The sequence below is a fragment of the Pseudoxanthobacter sp. genome (assembly GCF_036822375.1).
In the GTDB taxonomy this organism is placed as follows: Bacteria; Pseudomonadota; Alphaproteobacteria; order Rhizobiales; family Segnochrobactraceae; genus Pseudoxanthobacter.
On record NZ_DAISHT010000113.1, the window covers coordinates 3,516 to 7,107 of the forward strand.

Consider the following 3,592-nt stretch of genomic DNA (forward strand, 5'->3'; position numbering starts at 1 on the left):
TAGGTGGTGAGATAGCCGGCCATGATCTCGTTGGCCCGCGTGGTGTTCCAGTCGGCGGCCTGATAGTCGAGCAGCTTGATATCCGGGAACTTCTTCAGGGCGTTCATCAGGCCCTGCCGGCGCTCGATGGCCGGGATGTTGGCGGCGATGCCGCCAAGGCCGACGATCTCGCCCTTGCCGCCCATGGCGTTGAACAGGATCGTCGCCGTCTCTTCCGCCGGTTCCATATCGGACCATGACATGTGGCCGACCCAGTTCGGGCCGATGTCCCACGGGTGCAGGTCGTCGGTCTTGTTCCAGATGGTGAAGATGTGGCCGCCGCCGGCCTTCACCGCTTCCACCACCGGGCGGCAGTTGGGCGAATCGTTGGGATCGCAGGCAATCGCGCAGTTGCCGCTGGTCTTGGAGACCAGCGCCTTGATATCGGCCAGCGACTTTTCGCTCGATCCCTCGTTGATGAGGTGCACGAGGGCGCTTTTCGGCTTGCCGATGCTCTCCACGAACGCCTCGCCGCCGGAGGCGATGGAGTTCCAGTAAGGATTGGTGCGGTCGCGATAGCTCCAGGCCAGCGTCGGGTCTTCGGCCGCCAGTGCGCGGCCGCGGCCGGTCAGCGATGCGGCGGCAAGGCCGGTCAGGCCGAGGCCGGTGGCGATGAGAAAATCGCGCCGGCGCAGCTTTTCCTGTTCGAGAAAGGTCTTGATGAACGACATGGCATGGCTCTCCCGCAGCGGCGCAGTGCGGCCGCCGGCTGTGGCGTTTCCCTGAGCTGGCTTCCGTTGGTCCGGAATGGCCATTTTATCAACTAACCAGTTATCTAATAAACGGCAGCGCGTCCGTTGGCAAGCGGGCATCGCGGATTCCGATCATGATGCCGCATGGCGGGCCGGATGAACCATGTCTACATATTGAAAATAAATATCTTTTCAGAATTCAGCGGACCTTATTGTAACTAACTAGATAGTCTATTAATGTGCAATCGGACAGCCTGTGACAAAAGCGGCTGCGGCCTTATCCGGCGGCCTCTTGCACGCCGGGGGCGGCCCATGAGGGAGGAAGGCGTGACCAGCCTTTATTTTCAGAACAATTTCGTCCTCGGTTTCGGCACCTATCCGCTGCACGGGCCGGTGCTGGCCGCGGCGGTTTCGGCGGCGCTCGATGCCGGCTACCGCGCCTTCGATACCGCGCAGATGTATGGCAACGAGGCGGAGGTCGGCGCGGCACTGGCGCAGGCCGTGGCCGCCGGCCGGGTGCGGCGCGAAGAGCTGCTGATCACCACCAAGGTTCACCCCGACAACGTCACGCCCGTGCGTTTCCTGTCGTCGGTGGAAGAGAGCCGGCGGGCGCTGGGCGTGGCGCAGATCGACGTGCTGCTGCTGCACTGGCCGGCCATCGAAGGCGGGGTGGCCGGTCCGGTCCGCCTGCTGGACGAGGCGCGCCGGCAGGGGCTGACGCAGGCCATCGGCATCAGCAACTTCACCGCCCGGCAGATGCACGAGGCGCGCGAGGCGGTCGACAGCCCGATCGAGACCAATCAGGTGGAGTTCCACGCCCTGCTCGACCAGAGCCGGCTGATGGCGGCGGCGATCGAGACCGGCATTCCGCTCGCCTCCTACTGCTCGCTGGCCCGCGGCGCGGTGCCGGCCGAGCCGCTGCTGGCGGAAATCGGCGCCCGCCTCGGCAAGAGCGCCGGGCAGGTGGGCCTGCGCTGGATTCTGCAGAAGGGCGTCAGCCTCAACACCATGTCGACGCGGCCGGAGAACATCGCGGCCAACTATGCCATCACCGATTTCAGCCTTTCGGCACTCGACATGGCGGCCATCGACAGCCTCAACCGGCGCGGGCTGCGCATCGTGAGCCGCGATCTGGTGCCGTGGGCGCCGGAGTGGGACTGAGCGCCAGCCCGCTCTCTCCTGCTGTCATCTCCTGCCGCCGTCGTCAGCTGCCATTGCCTGACGCCGGTCGCCGCCGCTACCTTCCGGCAGGGCCGGCCCCTGCCCGCAGGACGACCGCCACAGAAGACCGCCAGAAAAAAACACGGAGTGAAACGCCCATGAGACCCGACGACATCCGCCCCTTCGGGCGCAGCAACGTGCCGGTAACGGCCTTCTCCTTCGGCACCGCGCCGGTCGGCAACTTCCTGAAGCCGATCGATGAGCAGACCTCCGCCGCCATGTTCGAGACCGCGTGGGCGGCGGGCGTGCGTCACTACGATACCGCGCCGATGTATGGCCACGGCCTGTCGGAATACCGCACCGGGCAGGCGCTGCGCTGGAAGCCGCGCGATGCCTTCTCGCTCGCCACCAAGGTCGGCCGCCGTCTGGTGCCGGCGCGGCGCGAGACCATCGATTTCACCCCGTGGGTCGATGCCGCGCCGTTCAGTCTGGTGTTCGATTACAGCTATGACGGCACGATGCGTGCGTTTGAGGATTCGTTGCAGCGCCTCGGGCTGGAGCGCATCGACATCTGCTACATCCACGACATTGATGTCTTCACCCGCGGCGCCGCGCAGCCGGCGGTGTTCGAGGCGGCCATGGACGGTTGCTGGCGCGCGCTGGAGCGGCTGCGTGACGAGGGTGTGGTGAAGGCGATCGGCGTCGGCGTCAACGAATGGCAGGTGTGCTTCGAGGCGCTGAAGCGGCGCGATTTCGACGCCTTTCTGCTCGCCGGCCGCTACACCCTGCTGGAGCAGGAGGCGCTCGACGGCTTCCTGCCGCTGTGCGTGGAGCGCGGGGCGGCCGTGGCGGTGGGTGGCGGCTTCAACTCCGGCATTCTGGCCACGGGTGCAAAGCCGGGCGCGAAATACAATTATGCCCCGGCCCCGGCGGCCATCATGGAAAAGGTGGCGCGCATCGAGGCGGTGTGCCGCGAGTTCGCAGTGCCGCTGCCGGCGGCGGCGCTTCAGTTCGTGGTGGCGCATCCGGCCATCCCCACCTTCGTCGCCGGCACGCGCACGGTGGAGCAGCTGCAACAGAATCTGGCGTGGTTCAGCCATCCGGTGCCGGCGGAATTCTGGCATGCCCTGAAGGCCCGCGGCCTGCTGCGCGAGGATGCGCCGACGCCGGCCGAATCCCCCGCTGCCGTGCCGGCTGCCGGCTGACGGGGCCGCCTGCGGTCGCCGGCCCCGTTCACAAACGGGACCGGCCCGTTACGCGACGCGGATGCGGGGCCATGCGGGCGCGGCGCTATGCGGATGCGGGGAGGCGAGGGCCGGCCGGTCTCTGCCGGAGCCTCTGCCGCCCCGAAAGCCGGCCGGTACCGGAGGCGATGTGAAGGCGCCGGCCCGACGGCCGCCCCCGACGGCTTCCGTGGCGCACAGGCGCGGCACCGGTTCCGGCGGTCACGGCCCGGCCGCGTCTTTGCTCCGGAGAGCCTTTGACGGAAGAGGTTTCAGCCGGCCCCGGTCTGCCGCTGAGGCTTGCCTTGCCCGCATCCCGGCCGTTGGCGCCGGTCTGGAAATCCGGCCGGCCATGCTGACCAGAGCCATGCTGACCAGAGCGATGCGAGCGGGCGATTTGACCCGGCGATCCGGCCGGGCGCGGGGCGGGACAAGCCGACCGGAAAGCCGGCGCCGAAATTCCGTCTGAGCGGATCC

3 protein-coding genes are annotated in these 3,592 nt (G+C 67.6%); 2 read left to right on the forward strand and 1 reads right to left on the reverse strand.

Annotated features, from left to right (window positions below; translation table 11 throughout):
- Window positions 1-710: sugar ABC transporter substrate-binding protein (locus tag V7067_RS11360; protein WP_334176018.1), on the reverse strand; the 710-nt coding region annotated here is incomplete at its 3' end.
- A gap of 348 nt (window positions 711-1,058) precedes the next feature.
- On the opposite strand from V7067_RS11360, the gene V7067_RS11365 reads away from it, so the two are divergent.
- Together V7067_RS11365 and V7067_RS11370 are read left to right on the forward strand one after the other, a co-directional pair.
- Window positions 1,059-1,892 (forward strand): aldo/keto reductase, encoded by an 834-nt coding sequence (locus tag V7067_RS11365; protein ID WP_334176019.1) that lies wholly within the window; start codon window positions 1,059-1,061, stop codon window positions 1,890-1,892.
- 158 nt (window positions 1,893-2,050) lie between these two features.
- Entirely contained in the window at window positions 2,051-3,097 is a 1,047-nt protein-coding gene (locus tag V7067_RS11370) for an aldo/keto reductase (RefSeq protein WP_334176020.1), read from the forward strand.
- The last annotated feature ends 495 nt before the right edge of the window (window positions 3,098-3,592 follow it).

Coding starts and splice junctions, on each gene's coding strand:
- V7067_RS11370 (WP_334176020.1), top strand. CDS start 2,051: ATGAGACCCGACGACATCCGCCCCTTCGGGCGCAGCAACGTGCCGGTA.